Raw genomic sequence first — 15,983 nt, 5'->3', positions numbered from 1 at the left:
GGTATACCTATAAACCAAAAAAAGGTAGAGTAAGAAACATAAACTCAAGATTTATGTCATCATTGCAAATTGTATTGAGTACGATTCAAAAATTATTTATATAGGAGATTATCGTAATGACTATTGCAAAAAATCACAATTTTAAAGATAAAGTTGTTGTTGTAACTGGTGCTGGTGGTGTGCTTTGTGCGTATTTCGCAAAAGAGATTGCTAAAACTGGTGCAAAAGTTGCACTTTTAGATATTAACTTAGAATCAGCAACAGCTTATGCAGATGAAATCGTAAAAGAAGGTGGTATTGCGAAAGCTTACCAAACCAATGTGCTTGATTTAGTAAGCATTCAAGCAACACGTGATGCTATTGCAACAGATTTTGGAACTTGTGATATTTTAATCAATGGTGCTGGTGGTAACAATCCAAAAGCAACTACTGATAACGAATTCCATGAAATGAATTTAGCAGAAAGTACGAAATCTTTCTTTGAACTAGATAAAGCTGGGGTTGAATTTGTATTCAATTTGAATTATTTAGGTACATTGTTACCAACTCAAGTATTTGCTAAGGATATGATTGGTAAAAAAGGAGCTAATATTGTAAATATTTCAAGTATGAATGCTTACACTCCATTAACTAAAATTCCTGCATATTCAGGTGCTAAGGCTGCGATTAGTAATTTTACCCAATGGTTAGCAGTTTATTTTTCACATGTGGGAATTCGTTGTAATGCAATTGCACCTGGATTTTTAGTTAGTAACCAAAATCGTGGTTTACTATTTGATGCGGAAGGAAAACCGACAGCTCGAGCTGGGAAAATTTTGAATAATACTCCAATGGGACGCTTTGGTGAAGCTGAAGAATTGATGGGGAGTATTTTATTCTTAATGGATGAAAATTACGCAAGTTTTGTAAATGGTGTTGTATTGCCAATTGATGGCGGATTCTCTGCATATAGTGGGGTTTAAAGTGAATCAGTCATTTAAAAAACAAAAAGACTTTATTGTTTGTATTGATTCTGATGGTTGTGCAATGGATACAATGGATATTAAACATCAGAAATGTTTTGGTCCTTACTTAGTAGACGTTTTTGATTTAAAAGATAGTGAACGTTTTATTGAGATTTGGGATCGCATTAATTTGTATTCACAAACTCGAGGTTGTAACCGTTTTAAAGGTCTAGTACTTTCTTTAGAAGAATATGGCTATGAGGGCGATTTTAGTCGCTTACAGAATTGGGTAGCAACAACTAATGAGTTATCAAATCGTTCTTTAGTCAAAGAGATTGAAAAGTGCGGTGGAAAAGACTTGGAATTAGCATTGCAATGGTCTGAGAAAGTTAATATTGGAATAAAAACACTGCGTGAACATGATGCTCCTTTCAATAATGTACTACGTTCAATGGCTATAATTAAACAGTTTGCTGATATTGCGGTGGTGAGTTCAGCGAATAACGAAGCTATTATAGATGAATGGACTCGTCATGGTTTACTTCCTTTTGTTGATCTAGTATTTGGGCAAGATCAAGGTACAAAAGCATTTTGTCTTAATCATTTGAGAGAATATGGTTATCAGTCAAAAAATATTTTAATGGTTGGTGATTCACCTGGTGATTTGGATTCTGCACAGCAAGCTCAGACCAATTTCTTTCCAATTTTATGCAAAAAAGAAGATGAATCTTGGGATCAGCTTGTATTAGAAGCTTTAGGTAAATTAGTTTACCAAGATTTTAATGAAGAATATCAACAACAACTTATTACTAAGTTTAATAAAAATTTAGTGGTATAAAAGGAGAAAAGAATGGCGGTAGATTTAACTAAAAAGCCTTTTAATTTGAATGCGGAACAAATTGCTTGGGTAAATGATACTATCAAAAATATGACTCTTGAAGAGAAAATTGGTCAATTGTTTGTCAATATGGGATCAAGTCGCACAGAAGAGTATTTAACTGATATGGTTAATAGATATCATATTGGGGCTGTGCGTTATAATCCAGGTAAGGCTGAAGAAGTTTATGACCAAAACTATATTTTACAAACAAAAAGTAAAATTCCATTACTAATTGCAGCTAACACTGAAACGGGTGGCAATGGTGCTTGTACAGATGGAACTGAGATTGGGTTGCAAGTTAAAATTGGAGCAACAGGCGATGCTAAATACGCTTACGAAATGGGACGTGTAGCAGGAATTGAAGCTGCTGCTATAGGTTGTAACTGGAGTTTTGCACCAATTGTAGATATTAGCTATAACTGGCGTAATCCAATTATTTCAAATCGTGTTTTTGGTTCGGATCCTGATACGGTGTTAGAGATGGCATTAGCTTATATGAAAGGAATTCAAGAAAGCGGAATTTTACCAGCAGCAAAACATTTTCCTGGTGATGGTGTAGATGAACGAGATCAGCACCTTTCTTTTAGTGTTAATAGTTTTTCTTGCGAAGAATGGGACCGCACTTATGGTAAAGTATATCAAGGTTTGATTGATGCGGGGTTACCGTCATTAATGGCAGGCCATATTCACTTACCTGCTTATGAACAATATTTTGATCCAACACTAAAATTTGAAGACTGTTTACCTGCTACATTGTCTAAACCAATTTTGACTAACTTGTTACGTGAAAAATTAGGATTTAATGGCGTTGTTGTTACTGATGCAAGTCATATGGTAGCGATGACTTCTGCAATGAAACGTAGCGAAATGTTACCAACTGCAATTGCAGCAGGTTGTGATTTGTTCTTATTCTTTAATGATCCTGATGAAGATTTTGGCTACATGATGGATGGTTATCGTAAAGGTATCATCACTGATGAACGTTTACATGACGCTATCACTCGTACTTTAGGTCTGAAAGCTAAATTAGGCTATCACAAAATAACTAAAGAGAAAATTTTACCATCTAAAGAAGAAGCTCTAGCAAAAATTGGATTACCTGAATATAAAGCTATTTTTGCTGAAGTAGCGGATAAGGCAATTACCTTAGTAAAAAGCAAAGAAGATGTATTCCCAGTTACAACTCAAAAGTATCCTCGTGTACTTTTAGTTAATGTGAAAGGCGTTGATGGTGGTTTTGGTAAAATGGTTGCGGGTAGTCAGAAAAGTGCGACTGAAATTTTACAAGAAATTTTAATTGAGAAAGGTTTTAAAGTTGAGATTTATAAATCACCGATGGATGATATTTTGAAAATGTCAGATGAGGATCAAGTTAAAACTATTCGAAATGAATACTCACAAAAACGTCCAATTGCAGATTTAGTGAATAAATATGATTTAATCATCAATGTGGCAAATGTACAAATGAGTACTGTACAACGTGTTGTCTGGCAAGCTACTAAAGGTACACCAGATATTCCGTTCTATGTTCATGAAGTGCCAACTATTTTTGTATCGGTACAATGTCCATTTCATTTAGCTGATGTACCACAAGTAAAAACCTACATCAATGCATATGATGGAAAACAGATGACAATGGAATTGCTTGTAGATAAGTTAATGGGTAAATCTGAATTTAAAGGTAAAAGTCCAATTGATGCTTACTGTGGCTTTAAGGATACCTATATTTAACTTTCTAATTCTTAGGGCTGAAAATCTTTTGGGTTTTCAGCTCTGATTTTATTATCCGTTAATTAATTTTTAGGAGTTTTTATGAATGGTCAATCGATTACAAAAAAAACTTTCTGTCTGAGAGATAAGTTAGCTTATATGGCTGGCGATATGGCAAATGACTTTAGCTTTATGATGTCGGCTTTTTTCTTAATGTTGTTCTATACAAACGTGCTTCAAATCGAGGGTTACGTAGTTGGTATTATCTTTCTAGTATCTCGTGTTATTGATGCTTTTACTGATATTGGAATGGGGCGTATTGTTGATACAATTAAACCTTATCCAGAAGGTCGCTTTAGAGGTTTAATTCGTAGAGCCTCCCCATTTATTTGTGTCATGGGATTCTTGATGTTTTTACACGTTGTAAAAGATTGGGATTATGCTTATAAATTAGCATATGTTGCAATTACTTACATTGTATGGGGAAGCTTTGCTTATACGGCAATCAATATTCCTTACGGTTCAATGGCAACAGTAATCACAACAAAACCAGAAGAACGAGCCGCACTTTCTGTATTTCGCACTGTAGGAGCAAATATTGCGTTACTCTTCATTTCTTTTGGCGTTCCACTTTTAATTTATAGAGAAGTTGATGGTAAGCAAGAAATCATACCAGAAATGTTTACTTACATTATGGCTGTATTTATGATTGTTGCATTTGTTTTATATCAAATTTGTTGGCGTTTCAGCACAGAACGTGTGCAAGTAAAGAATGAGGGAAGAAAACATAATAAAGAGCATTGCATGGACGATGTAAAAGCTATTTTTTCTAGTTTGTTAAGTAATACTGCATTACAAATCTTCATCTTAATTGCCATTATTTTGCTATTAGCGAATTTATTGATCGGTACAATGAATCCATATCTCTATGTTGATTACTTTAATAATAAATTAGCTCTGTCTATTGGTGGTGTATTTAGTGCGATTACGACGTTTGTTGTTGCTCCATTTGCTCAAGGTTTGGTGAAACGTTTTGGTAAAAAAGAATCAGCCACGGTAGGATTATTATTTTCTGCTATTATTTATGTTGTATTGTACTTTGCTAAATTAGAAAATGTCTGGCTTTATTTAACTTTCGTATTCTTTGGTTTATTAGGTCTGAGTTATTTTAATATTATTGTTTGGGCATTTATTACTGATGTTATTGATCACCAGTATCTAAAAACTAAACGTCGTGAAGATGGTACAATTTATGCAACTTATTCTTTTGCACGAAAAATTGGACAAGCATTAGCTGGTGGTTTAGGTGGCTTTGCTTTGAGTTTTATAGGCTACAATGGAGCATTAGCTTCTCAGCCGAAAGAAGTATTGGATAGTATCTATACATTCTCAACATTAACTCCAGCCGTATCTTGTTTAATTATTTGTATTTTATTGAAATTTGTATATCCACTTTCAAAAGATGTAGTTTTGAAAAATGCGGAAGAATTAGAGAAATTGTCACAACAATCTTAATAGAACAGCTAAGATTGCTAGTTATAGCAATCTTAGTTTATTTTAATAATTATAAGGAAAAAATATGTTATATCCAATTGCAACACAAACAAGACAGCTTATTGATTTAAGTGGTATTTGGCAATTTAAATTTGCGGAACAAGATTGGCAACCAATGGCTGTGCCTGGTTCATTTAATGATCAGTTAGTATTGAGTGAATATAAGAATTATATTGGTGACTTTTTTTATCAAACTAAATTTTTTGTAACGGAAGAAATGCTGAAGCAACGAGTGTTTCTTCGTTTTGGTTCAGTAACACATTATGCTGAAGTATCGATCAATCATAAGAATGTCGGTAAACATAGTGGTGGTTTCACACCGTTTGAGTTTGATATTACTGATGCCGTGGTACTTGGTGAAAATATTGTAACAGTAAAAGCCAATAATATTTTAGATGATACTACATTACCAGTAGGGAATTACACTGAAATAGAAGGAGAAAATGGTAAAATCATTAAAAAAGTTGATGAAAACTTTGATTTCTTTAATTATGCGGGGATTCATCGCCCAGTAAGAATTTGGACAAAACCATTAAACTATATTGACGACATTACAGTTACTTATGAATTAAAAGGCGATCAGGCTAAAGTCAATTTAATTGTGGATGTGATTGGAAAAGCAGAACAAATTAGAATTTCTATTTTAGATGAGCAAGATCAGGTAGTTGCAACTTCAATTGGTGGAAAAGAGCAATGTCTTAATATTGAAAATGTGATTCGATGGCAACCAATGAATGCTTATCTGTATCGTGCAGTAATAGAAATTTTAGAGTCAGGTAAGGTTGAAGATAGTTATATTGAACCTTTTGGAATGCGTACAGTTGAAATCAAGAATAATCAGTTCTTAATTAATGATAAGCCATTTTATTTTAAAGGTTATGGTCGTCATGAAGACACGCATATCAATGGGCGTGGTTTAAGTAATACAGCAAACGTAATGGATATTAATCTAATGAAATGGCAGGGAGCAAATTCTTTCCGCACATCTCATTATCCATATTCAGAAGAAATGATGCGTTTAGCTGATCGTGAGGGTTTTGTTGTCATTGATGAAACAACTGCTGTTGGGTTGATGAATAACTTTGGTTTTACTTTACAAATAGATCAATCTCGTAATACTTGGGAAACATTGAACACTCATGAAGCTCATCGACAAGTTATTCGTGAATTAATTAAGCGAGATAAAAATTATGCGTGCGTAGTAATGTGGTCAATTGCAAATGAACCGTCTACTGCAGAAAAAGGTGCTTATGATTATTTTGCACCGCTCTTTGAGTTAGCTAGAGAACTTGATCCTCAAAAACGGCCTTGTTGTTATGTCAATATTTTATTGGCACCAGCAGGTAAAGATGAGGCAATGGCATTAAGTGACGTGATCTGCTTAAATCGCTATTATGGTTGGTATAAAAATACTGCTGATTTAGTAGGAGCTAAAAAGGCTTTACAAGAAGAGATTGAACATTGGCATCGTCTTTTCCCTGAAAAACCAATAATGTTTACTGAATATGGTGCAGATACTATAGCAGGTTTACACGATATGGATTTCAACACTCCTTTCACAGAAGAATATCAGGTCGAATATTATAAAGCAAATCATGAAGTGATTGATGCAATTCCTTATTTTGTTGGAGAACATGTCTGGAATTTTGCTGATTTTCAAACTAAATATGGTATTTTCCGAGTACAAGGTAATAAAAAAGGTTTATTTACTCGTACACGTGAACCTAAATTAGCGGCTCATTATTTCAAAGATCGTTGGAATAGCGTTCCAGATTTTGATTATAAAAGCTAATTTTTTTATTAAAAAATAAAACGTAGTTGTAGAGATGAGGGAAATTTAAAATTTCCCTTTTCTATTTATGTGGCTGGGATTAATTGGTGCTGCTTATGCAGCAGGGCTAAAGCAACATTTAGCAATTGATTTGCTTTTGCTCAAACAAAAAGGAAAACGTAAATTAATATTAGAGCTAATTATTTTAATAATTACTGTATTATTTACTAGCTTAGTGTTGATTTATGGAGGCTTCACTTTAGTAAAAGATACTTATGCTACAGGACAAATTTCTCCTTCTTTGGGAATAAATATGGGATTGGTATACCTTTGTTTACCAATTTCTGGTATAATCATCTTACTTTACTCACTAGTTGAGTTAGTGAAAAAAGTAGCTGATTTTAATGTGGTAGAGAAAAGCGAGGTGTGATATGGAATTAACATCAATTTTAACGTTGTTTGGTAGTTTTGCTGTTTTATTAATATTATCTGTACCAATTTCATATTCCATTGCTATATCGACACTATTAACTATTTGTGTGTCATTGCTTTTTGAATCTGCATTGATGGTTGTTACACAAAAAATGGCATCAGGGCTAGATAATTTTGCTTTATTAGCTATTCCGTTTTTTATTTTGTCGGGCAATATTATGAACCGTGGTGGTATTGCAATCCGTTTAATTGAGTTAGCGAAAGTGCTAGGAGCGAGATTACCAGGTTCACTATTTCACTGTAATGTATTAGCAAATATGATGTTTGGCTCGATTTCAGGATCAGCGGTAGCATCAAGTGCAGCGATGGGTGGAATTATGGCACCACTGCAAAAGAAAGAAGGATACCAACCAGAACTCTCAGCAGCAGTCAATATTGCCTCTTGTCCGACAGGATTGCTGATTCCGCCAAGTAATACTTTAATTGTATATTCTTTAGTTTCTGGTGGTACGTCAATTTTTGCTCTTTTTTTAGCAGGATACTTACCAGGTATTCTAATGGGATTAGGCGTGATGCTTGTCGCAGGTTTTATTGCAACAAGACGTAAATATCCAAAAAGCGAAAAAGCAACCTGTAAACAAGTGTTAGTAAAAACTATTGATGCAATTCCATCCTTATTGCTAATTGTTATAGTAATTGGAGGCATCATTGCTGGGATTTTTACTGCAACAGAGGGCTCTGCTATAGCTGTGGTTTATACTTTGATTTTATCAGTCTTTATTTATAAAGAATTAAAATTAAGTGAATTACCTCGAGTGATTTTGGAGTCGGCTGTGACAACCGCTATAGTATTATTGCTAATTGGAGCATCGTCGGGAATGTCTTGGGCAATGGCAAATGCAGATGTTCCCTATTTGATTCAAGATGCATTTACTTATATCTCGGATAATCCAATTATCGTGTTACTGACTATTAATATTATTTTATTAGTAGTAGGTACATTTATGGATATGACTCCAGCGGTGTTAATTTTCACTCCTATTTTCTTGCCAATTGCAGTAGAAATGGGGCTTGATCCTGTTCATTTTGGGATCATGATGACTTTTAACTTATGTATTGGTATTTGTACTCCTCCAGTAGGTAGTGCGTTGTTTGTCGGTTGCTCAGTTGCTAAAGTGGGTATTGATAAAGTCATCAAAACAATGATTCCTTTTTTCTTCGTATTATTTGCTACTTTAATGTTAGTAACGTTTATTCCTAATATTAGCTTAATTTTACCAAAACTATTTCTTAATTATTAATAGAGGTACATAATGAAACCATTTATGAATTCTGATTTTTTACTTTCTACAGATACAGCACAACGTTTATATCATGAATATGCAAAAGATATGCCAATATTTGATTATCACTGTCATTTGAGTCCAAAAGAAATTGCAGAAAATCGCCAATTTAAAGATTTGGCAGAAATTTGGTTAGAGGGTGATCATTACAAATGGCGAGCGATGCGTACTGCTGGTGTAGAAGAGCATTTTATTACAGGTGAAGCCTCTAATTTTGAAAAATATCAAAAATGGGCAACAGTTGTGCCTCAATGCATTGGCAATCCTATTTACCATTGGGTTCATTTAGAATTAAAGCGACCTTTTGGTCTCACCGATACTATATTTAGTCCTAAAACGGCTCAATCTGTATGGGAACATTGTAATGCTTGTTTGAGTGAAACAGAGTATTCTGCTCGCGGTATTATGAAGCAAATGAATGTTGTAATGGCTGGTACGACGGACGATCCGATTGATAGCTTAGTTTATCATCGACAAATAGCAGAAGATAAATCTTTTGATGTTGAAGTTACGCCGACTTTCCGCCCCGATCGCGTATTTAAAATTGAGCGTACGGACTTTGTAGAATATATCGCTAAATTAGGTGAACAGGCAGGGAGTAAAATCAACAGTTTTAGTGAATTAAAACAAGTTTTACTTACACGTTTAGCTCATTTTGATGCTCATGGCTGTAAAGCAGCTGATCATGGTATTGAAATTGTTCGTTATGCTCCAATTCCAGCAGATAATGAATTAGATCGCATTTTACAACGTCGTTTATCAGGTCATACCCTTTCTGAAGTAGAAATTGCTCAATTTAGTACCGCAGTTCAAGTGTGGTTGGGAAAACAATATCACAAATTAGGTTGGGTAATGCAATATCATATTGGAGCAATTCGCAATAATAACAGTCGTATGTTTAAGTTGCTTGGTGCGGATGCAGGATTTGATTCTATAGGAGATCGTAATTATGCAGAGCAACTTTCAGCATTATTAGATCAAATGGAACGCACTGATCAATTACCTAAAACTATTCTTTATTGCTTAAATCCACGTGATAACGAGATGATTGGTACAATGATTGGCAATTTCCAAGGTGGAGGTGTAGCTGGCAAAATTCAATTTGGTTCTGGTTGGTGGTTTAATGATCAAAAAGATGGAATGGAACGTCAGCTTCAACAGCTCTCTCAGCTTGGTTTGTTAAGTCAATTTGTTGGGATGTTGACAGATTCTCGTAGTTTTCTTTCTTATACCCGTCATGAATATTTCCGTCGTATCTTATGTGAAATGCTGGGTAAATGGGTTGAAAATGGTGAAGCACCAAATGATATGGAATTGATTGGTGGAATGGTGAAAAATATTTGCTATAACAATGCAAAAGGTTTTTTTAAATAAAAATTAGCTTGTTTAACGTGTAGTCATTTTCTAAAAATGACCGCACTTTAAGCAGCATTATATAATTGGTATAACACCTATATTGGGGTAATCAAAAAATAGGCAGATATGTTAGAATAATTCAACTATCTTTTATTTGTGTGGTTTAATTTAGAAATGAAAATTGAAGAAAATTCTCTCAGATCTTACAAAAAAATTGGTGAGCTACTTAAACAAGATTTGAGTAGAAATGTTTATAAAATTGGTGAACGTTTACCTCCAGAGCGAGATTTTGCTGAGCAATTTGGCGTTAGTCGCACAGTAATTCGTGAGGCTATTATTATGCTCGAATTAGAGGGATTAGTAGAAGTAAAAAAAGGTTCGGGAGTATATGTAATTGGCTTACCAAATCAACAAAGACAGCCTGCTCCTTACATTGAATCTGATGATATTGGTCCTTTTGAATTGTTGCAAGCTCGTCAATTGTTAGAAAGTGGTATAGCTGAATTTGCAGCTATTCAGGCTTCACGTAATGATATTATTTCACTGCGAAACATTTTACGACGAGAGAGAGAAAATCTTCAATTGGGTAGCCAGGGATATGTAGAAGATGAAGAGTTTCATTGTACTATTGCTGAAATTACACAAAATGAAGTGCTTATTCGTATGCAAAAATGCTTATGGGAATATCGCACAAACAGTCCGATGTGGAAAGGTTTACATGCACGAATTTCTAATTTTGATTATCGTAAACAGTGGCTGTTTGATCATGAAAGTATTCTTAATGCTATTCAGCGTAAAGACCCAGCTTTAGCCCGTAAAGCTATGTGGCAACATTTAGAAAATGTAAAACAAAAACTGTTTGAATTATCTGATATTGATGATCCTAACTTTGATGGTTATCTATTTAACAGTAGTCCAGTTGTAGTTGGATTATAAAATTACTCATATTAAACTAAAACAAATAAGGTTAAAAAATGGCATATACAACAGTACAAATTGTTGAAAAACTTCGTCAAATTAAAGTCGTTCCAGTCATTGCATTGGATTACGCAGAAGACATCTTACCTTTAGGTAAAACATTAGCAGAGAATGGTTTGCCTGTAGTAGAAATTACTTTTCGTTCAGCTGCAGCAGAGGAAGCAATTCGTCTAATTCGTCAACATCACCCTGAAATTTTAATTGCTGCAGGTACAGTGTTGACACCTGAGCAAGTATTCCAAGCGAAAAATGCAGGGGCGGATTTTATTGTCACTCCAGGTTTTAACCCACGTATTGTACAACTTTGCAAAGATCTGAATATTCCAGTAACTCCAGGTGTGAATAATCCGATGTCTGTGGAAGCCGCGTTAGAAATGGGGCTAACAGCAGTTAAATTTTTCCCAGCAGAAGCCAGTGGCGGTGTGAAAATGATCAAAGCTTTGCTTGGTCCTTATAATCAATTACAGATTATGCCAACAGGAGGAGTAAATTTAAATAATATTAAAGATTATTTAGCAATTCCAAATGTTGTAGCTTGTGGTGGTTCTTGGTTTGTTGAGAAATCGCTAATACAGTCGAAAAATTGGGTTGAAATTGGTCGATTAACTAAAGAAGTTGTAGAATTAGTTAATGCCTAATATTTACTTATCAATTTTGCTAGCTTAATTACAGTAGCAAAGAAAAATATTATTATAAAAGTGCGGTGAAATATTTTATTTTTTTACCGCACTTTTTCTTTTCTCTCCCCATTAATTTGGTAAACCAAAACCTGAGAAAATCTGTGATATGGTTCACAGATTTGAGATCTTTTGGTGTTCAGTTGTTTTTTTTTTGTACAATTTAAGTCGATAAATAATAAATAAAATTTTATTTCTGAAAATTCATTTAAATGTAAGGAATATTATCTATGTGCAAAAAAGTTAAAGCTGTGTGCCTTTCCGAGCCAGAAAATGTTTCTGTTAAATCAGTAGATTTCCCATTGAAAGGGGAAAGAGATGTGTTGATTAAGGTAGAAAGTATGGGGATATGTGGTTCAGATATTGGAGCATATCGTGGTACAAACCCACTAGTTACTTATCCAAGAATTTTAGGTCATGAGATAATTGGAACAATTATAGAATCTGGAATTGGTATGCCGAAAAATATTAAAGTAGGTGATAAAGTAATTGTAGATCCTTATATCTATTGTGGTAATTGCTACCCTTGTAGTATCGGTAGAACTAATTGCTGTGAAAATTTACGTGTAATTGGTGTGCATATTGATGGTGGTATGCAAGAGGTCATTAGGCATCCTGCTCACTTAGTCGTAAAAGTACCAAATATGCCAGTTCAGGAATTAGCCCTAGCAGAACCACTAACAATTTCTTTGCATGCAATTCACCGTACTAAAGTAAAAGAAGGCGAGCATGTTGTCGTTATTGGTGCTGGTGCTATTGGATTAATGGCTGCATTGGTGGCTCAAATTTATGGTGCAACAGCAATATTAGTCGATATTCTTGATAAACGTTTGGATTATGCTCAATCTTTGGGTATTAAACATGTAATTAACCCATCAACTGAAAATGATTTAGAGCGTATTAAAGATATTACTCAAGGCAAAATGGCTGAAGTAGTCATTGAAGCATCAGGAGCAAATGTGGCTATTCAAAATACGTTGAAATATGTTTCTTTTGCTGGTCGTATCGGTTTCACTGGTTGGCCAAAAACGGATACATCATTGGCAACAAATCTAATTACTTTTAAAGAATTAAATCTTTATGGAGCAAGAACAAGTAAAGGAGAGTTTGAAGAGGCGTTGGAGTTATTAGCAAATGGAAAAATCAGACCAAATGACATGATTAGTAAAGTTATTACGTTTGATGATATTCCAAAATATGTGAAAGAGCTTTCAGATAATCCAGAAGATTATTTGAAAATTAATGCAGTATTTTAATTTAGTTAAATCAATGAGGGTATCATAATGAAAATTAAAAATTTAACAAAAGCAATGTTAATTTTAGGTTGTTTAGTTAGCACTCAAACATTGGCAAAAACAATTATAAAACTAGGTCATTATAATTCTGACTTACATCCATCGCATATTGTTTTGCAAGAACACTTCAAGAAAATTGTAGAAGAAAAAACAAATCATCGTTATGAAATTCGCATTTTTCCAAATAATCAATTAGGCGGTGAAGATCAAGTCTTAAATGGCTTGCGTAATGGTACCATTGAAATGGGAATTACGGGCTGTTTACTACAAAATGTCGATCCAATATTTGGCGTGTGGGAGTGGCCTTATTTATTTAAAGATAATCTTGAAGCTAAAAAAGTATTTGATTCTCCAGTTGCACAAGAAATTGGGCAAAAAATGGAAAAATATGGAATTAAATTATTAAGCTTTGGAATGAATGGTTTTCGTGTCATTTCATCAAATAAAAAAGTCGAAAAATTTGATGATTTTAAAGGATTACGCTTAAGAGTTCCGCTAAATTCATTATTCGTTGATTGGGCAAATTCAATGCATATAAATCCGCAAAGTATGCCATTGAGTGAAGTTTTTACCGCACTTGAGCAGAAAGTAATTGATGGACAAGAAAATCCGTATATGTTAGTCAAAGACTCTGGTTTATACGAGGTTCAAAAATATATTATTGAAACTAATCATATATTTACTCCTGGTCTATTACAAATGAGTTTGAAAACTTGGAATAAAATTCCAAAAGAAGATCAAGCTATCTTTTTAGAAGCTGCCAAAGTTTATACTGATAAAGAATGGGAATTAGCGATTAAATACGAGCAAGAAGTGAAAGATTTTTTCCGTAAGAATGCTAAACAAATTATTGTTCCAAGTGATGAATTTAAAGCAGATATGTTAAAAGGTGTTGAAGGCATGTATCAGAATCTTTATAACAAATATGATTGGGCTAAAGATGTCGTCCAAAAAATTAATGATGCCAAATAAATTATTTAGTAGCGACTCGATAGGGTCGCTATTTTAATTTTGTAAAGAGAGGTTAATATGGAAATATCAAAATACCTAGATAAAACACTAAAATTCTTGTCCGTATTAGCATTAATTATCATGGTTACTTTGGTGTTTTTTAATGCTTTATTGCGATATTTCTTTGATTCAGGTATTGCATGGTCAGAAGAATTCGCACGGATTTGTTTTGTTTATATGATTTTTCTTGGAATTATCTTAGTTGCCAAAGAAAGAGGGCATTTAACTGTTGATGTCATAGTTTCAGCACTTCCCGCTAAACTTCAAATGTACATCATATTTTTAGCTGATTTTTTAGTATTAATTGGAACAGCAATTATTAGTGTAGGGGCCTATCAATTAATGTTATTAACACATACACAGCAAATGCCCGCCACAGAAATTTCCTCAGCATTTTTATATTTAGCTGCAGTGATTTCATCAATATATTATTTTTTTATCGTGTTTATCAATTTAGCAAAACATATAAAATGGGCATTACAAGGGAGTGATAAATAATGTTGTTTTTATTCTTAGGTAGTTTATTTTTACTCTTATTTTTAGGGGTGCCAGTTGCTTTATCAATGATATTAAGTGCAAGTATTATGCTAATAAAAATGGATATGTTTGATGCCCAATTAATAGCAGAAAATGTCGTAATGGGAACAAATAATTTTCCTTTAATGGCAATCCCATTTTTTATGCTTACAGGCGAAATTATGAAATATGGAGGTATTTCTGAAAGAATTATTAATTTTGCTATGAGTATGGTAGGGCATATTAAAGGTGGATTAGGCTATGTTGCAATTATTTCAGGTTTAATTTTCGCAGGGCTATCAGGTTCGGCAGTAGCTGACACAGCAGCACTAGGTGCAATTCTAATTCCAATGATGGTTGCAAGAAAATATGATACAGCACGATCTACAGGGCTAATTTGTGCAGCAGGAATTATTTCTGTAGTGATTCCCCCGAGTATTCCAATGATTGTTTATGGAATTACTGCGGGTACTTCAATTACAAAATTATTCATGGGGGGAACGGTACCAGGGTTATTAATGGTGATTGGGTTGTGGTTAATGTGGAAATTTTTATATCGCAATGAACAACAAAATCTTGAGCCTAAACAAACGGGAAAGCAGCGTTGGATTGCTTTCAAGAAAGCATTTTTGCCATTAATGTTACCGATGATTATTATTGTTGGGTTACGTGGTGGAATTTTTACTCCAACAGAAGCTGGAGTAGTTGCTGCAATTTATGCGACATTAGTTAGTATTTTGTACCGCTCTTTAAATTGGAAAACGTTGCAAGAAGTTTTTCTGAATACTATAAAAACCACGTCAATGGTTATGTTTGTAGCAGCTGCTGCGATGATTTCTGGTTTTGCTATTACTGTGGCACAAATTCCTACTGATTTAGTAAGTATGATTAAAGGGATGACTGATAGTCCAATGGTATTGATGTTAATCTTAACTTTTTTCTTATTATTAGTAGGCTGTGTAATGGACTTAATTCCAGCAGTATTAATTTTTGTTCCAGTCATTACGCCATTACTAAGAGCCTATAATATTGATATTACTTATTTTGGAATCATGATGGTAATTAACTTATCTATTGGTCTGATCACACCACCTGTTGGCACAGTGTTATATGTGGGATCAGGTATAGCAAAAATTGGTGTTACTAGATTATCAAAAGGAATTCTACCATTTTTAATAGTATATTTTGCAATTCTTTTCTTACTTACTTTATTCCCTGATATTGTAATTGTACCGATGAATTGGCTATCTTAACAAAAGCAAATATAGCATAGCATTTATGCCCAACATTATGATGAGTTTTATGTGTTGGGTATACCTAGTTTATTTAGATTGGTTGAATGACCGTTATTGAGATATTTGAAGATTTCGTTGATTTGTATAATTTGGTTGCGGGGGCTGGATTTGAACCAACGACCTTCGGGTTATGAGCCCGACGAGCTACCAAGCTGCTCCACCCCGCGTCTGATGAAGCTGATACTATACGCTATTTTTTTATTTATGCAAGAAAAAATAAA

General features: G+C 33.9%; 14 protein-coding genes and 1 tRNA gene. 14 read left to right on the top strand and 1 reads right to left on the bottom strand.

Annotation, left to right across the window (positions count from 1 at the left end; translation table 11 throughout):
* Positions 1 to 116 precede the first annotated feature (116 nt).
* From ACFQ02_RS02145 to ACFQ02_RS02080, 14 genes are all read left to right on the top strand, one after another.
* A complete protein-coding gene (locus tag ACFQ02_RS02145) occupies positions 117 to 962 on the top strand; it encodes an SDR family oxidoreductase (RefSeq protein WP_380818670.1) in 846 nt (281 codons plus the stop codon).
* Between the two features lies 1 nt (position 963).
* Positions 964 to 1,782 (top strand): HAD family hydrolase, encoded by an 819-nt coding sequence (locus tag ACFQ02_RS02140; protein WP_380818669.1) that lies wholly within the window; start codon positions 964 to 966, stop codon positions 1,780 to 1,782.
* 12 nt (positions 1,783 to 1,794) lie between these two features.
* Positions 1,795 to 3,555 carry a glycoside hydrolase family 3 protein gene (locus ACFQ02_RS02135; RefSeq protein WP_380818667.1) on the top strand — a complete coding sequence of 587 codons (1,761 nt, stop codon included), beginning with the start codon at positions 1,795 to 1,797 and terminating at the stop codon, positions 3,553 to 3,555.
* Positions 3,556 to 3,636: 81 nt separating this feature from the next.
* Positions 3,637 to 5,049, top strand: coding sequence for an MFS transporter (locus ACFQ02_RS02130; protein ID WP_380818665.1), 1,413 nt, complete (start codon positions 3,637 to 3,639; stop codon positions 5,047 to 5,049).
* A gap of 64 nt (positions 5,050 to 5,113) precedes the next feature.
* Entirely contained in the window at positions 5,114 to 6,880 is a 1,767-nt protein-coding gene (gene uidA, locus ACFQ02_RS02125) for a beta-glucuronidase (protein WP_380818662.1), read from the top strand.
* Between the two features lie 67 nt (positions 6,881 to 6,947).
* A complete protein-coding gene (locus ACFQ02_RS02120) occupies positions 6,948 to 7,289 on the top strand; it encodes a TRAP transporter small permease (protein ID WP_380818660.1) in 342 nt (113 codons plus the stop codon).
* Between the two features lies 1 nt (position 7,290).
* Entirely contained in the window at positions 7,291 to 8,592 is a 1,302-nt protein-coding gene (locus tag ACFQ02_RS02115; protein ID WP_380818657.1) for a TRAP transporter large permease, read from the top strand.
* A gap of 12 nt (positions 8,593 to 8,604) precedes the next feature.
* Positions 8,605 to 10,008: a glucuronate isomerase gene (gene uxaC / locus ACFQ02_RS02110; protein WP_380818655.1), complete on the top strand. Its 1,404-nt coding sequence runs from the start codon at positions 8,605 to 8,607 to the stop codon at positions 10,006 to 10,008.
* A 162-nt stretch (positions 10,009 to 10,170) separates the two neighbouring features.
* Entirely contained in the window at positions 10,171 to 10,926 is a 756-nt protein-coding gene (locus ACFQ02_RS02105) for an FCD domain-containing protein (protein WP_380818931.1), read from the top strand.
* A gap of 38 nt (positions 10,927 to 10,964) precedes the next feature.
* Positions 10,965 to 11,606 carry a bifunctional 4-hydroxy-2-oxoglutarate aldolase/2-dehydro-3-deoxy-phosphogluconate aldolase gene (locus tag ACFQ02_RS02100; protein ID WP_380818653.1) on the top strand — a complete coding sequence of 214 codons (642 nt, stop codon included), beginning with the start codon at positions 10,965 to 10,967 and terminating at the stop codon, positions 11,604 to 11,606.
* A gap of 269 nt (positions 11,607 to 11,875) precedes the next feature.
* The gene (locus tag ACFQ02_RS02095) at positions 11,876 to 12,901 is read left to right on the top strand and encodes a zinc-binding alcohol dehydrogenase family protein (protein WP_380818652.1); all 1,026 of its coding nucleotides are present in this window, start codon (positions 11,876 to 11,878) and stop codon (positions 12,899 to 12,901) included.
* Positions 12,902 to 12,925: 24 nt separating this feature from the next.
* Positions 12,926 to 13,912: a TRAP transporter substrate-binding protein gene (locus ACFQ02_RS02090; protein ID WP_380818928.1), complete on the top strand. Its 987-nt coding sequence runs from the start codon at positions 12,926 to 12,928 to the stop codon at positions 13,910 to 13,912.
* A 57-nt stretch (positions 13,913 to 13,969) separates the two neighbouring features.
* A complete protein-coding gene (locus tag ACFQ02_RS02085; protein ID WP_380818650.1) occupies positions 13,970 to 14,449 on the top strand; it encodes a TRAP transporter small permease in 480 nt (159 codons plus the stop codon).
* Positions 14,449 to 15,720: a TRAP transporter large permease gene (locus ACFQ02_RS02080; protein WP_380818647.1), complete on the top strand. Its 1,272-nt coding sequence runs from the start codon at positions 14,449 to 14,451 to the stop codon at positions 15,718 to 15,720. The genes ACFQ02_RS02085 and ACFQ02_RS02080 overlap by 1 nt, the downstream gene beginning before the upstream one ends.
* A 132-nt stretch (positions 15,721 to 15,852) precedes the next feature.
* Here the strand turns inward: ACFQ02_RS02080 and ACFQ02_RS02075 are convergent.
* A tRNA-Met gene (locus tag ACFQ02_RS02075) sits at positions 15,853 to 15,929 on the bottom strand.
* Positions 15,930 to 15,983 lie beyond the last annotated feature (54 nt).

It is taken from the genome of Seminibacterium arietis (assembly GCF_042675725.1).
Classification (GTDB): Bacteria; Pseudomonadota; Gammaproteobacteria; order Enterobacterales; family Pasteurellaceae; genus Seminibacterium; species Seminibacterium arietis.
The sequence above is the reverse complement of the archived record's forward strand: the minus strand, read 5'-3'. Positions and strand labels throughout refer to the sequence as shown.

Bases quoted from the DNA above. Each gene is read 5' to 3' on its own strand.
- ACFQ02_RS02145 (WP_380818670.1), top strand. From the start codon at position 117: ATGACTATTGCAAAAAATCACAATTTTAAAGATAAAGTTGTTGTTGTA.
- ACFQ02_RS02135 (WP_380818667.1), top strand. From the start codon at position 1,795: ATGGCGGTAGATTTAACTAAAAAGCCTTTTAATTTGAATGCGGAACAA.
- ACFQ02_RS02130 (WP_380818665.1), top strand. From the start codon at position 3,637: ATGAATGGTCAATCGATTACAAAAAAAACTTTCTGTCTGAGAGATAAG.
- uidA (WP_380818662.1), top strand. From the start codon at position 5,114: ATGTTATATCCAATTGCAACACAAACAAGACAGCTTATTGATTTAAGT.
- ACFQ02_RS02120 (WP_380818660.1), top strand. From the start codon at position 6,948: ATGTGGCTGGGATTAATTGGTGCTGCTTATGCAGCAGGGCTAAAGCAA.
- ACFQ02_RS02115 (WP_380818657.1), top strand. From the start codon at position 7,291: ATGGAATTAACATCAATTTTAACGTTGTTTGGTAGTTTTGCTGTTTTA.
- uxaC (WP_380818655.1), top strand. From the start codon at position 8,605: ATGAAACCATTTATGAATTCTGATTTTTTACTTTCTACAGATACAGCA.
- ACFQ02_RS02100 (WP_380818653.1), top strand. From the start codon at position 10,965: ATGGCATATACAACAGTACAAATTGTTGAAAAACTTCGTCAAATTAAA.
- ACFQ02_RS02095 (WP_380818652.1), top strand. From the start codon at position 11,876: ATGTGCAAAAAAGTTAAAGCTGTGTGCCTTTCCGAGCCAGAAAATGTT.
- ACFQ02_RS02085 (WP_380818650.1), top strand. From the start codon at position 13,970: ATGGAAATATCAAAATACCTAGATAAAACACTAAAATTCTTGTCCGTA.
- ACFQ02_RS02080 (WP_380818647.1), top strand. From the start codon at position 14,449: ATGTTGTTTTTATTCTTAGGTAGTTTATTTTTACTCTTATTTTTAGGG.